Origin of the sequence: Streptomyces sp. SID1328, from assembly GCF_009865595.1 — a bacterium.
Lineage (GTDB): Bacteria > Actinomycetota > Actinomycetes > Streptomycetales > Streptomycetaceae > Streptomyces > Streptomyces griseoluteus.
Genome location: NZ_WWKH01000814.1, coordinates 1 through 234, shown reverse-complemented (window position 1 = coordinate 234; position 234 = coordinate 1). Strand labels below are relative to the sequence as shown.

General features: G+C 78.2%; 1 protein-coding gene. It reads left to right on the top strand.

The genetic code is table 11. The features are described 5' to 3' along the window. On the top strand, nt 1–234 hold a 234-nt coding region (locus GT030_RS25890), incomplete at both ends, for a hypothetical protein (RefSeq protein WP_161203174.1).

Below are 234 nucleotides of genomic sequence, written 5' to 3'. Positions count from 1 at the left end.
ATCGCCCGCGTCCCCGCCCTCGCCCCGGCCCGCTTCACCTGGCAGCTCGGCCGTGCCGTACGCGGCGAGCTGGACGATCCGCTCACCCCGGTGCTGGCCGTCGGCTCCGCCGCCTCCGCGATCCTCGGCTCGGTCGTCGACGCCCTGCTCGTCGTGGGCGCCCTCGACCTCAACGCGCTGGTCGGCGGGGTCCAGCGGCTGCGCGCCGAGCGGGCGCTGTCCGGGCTGCACGCC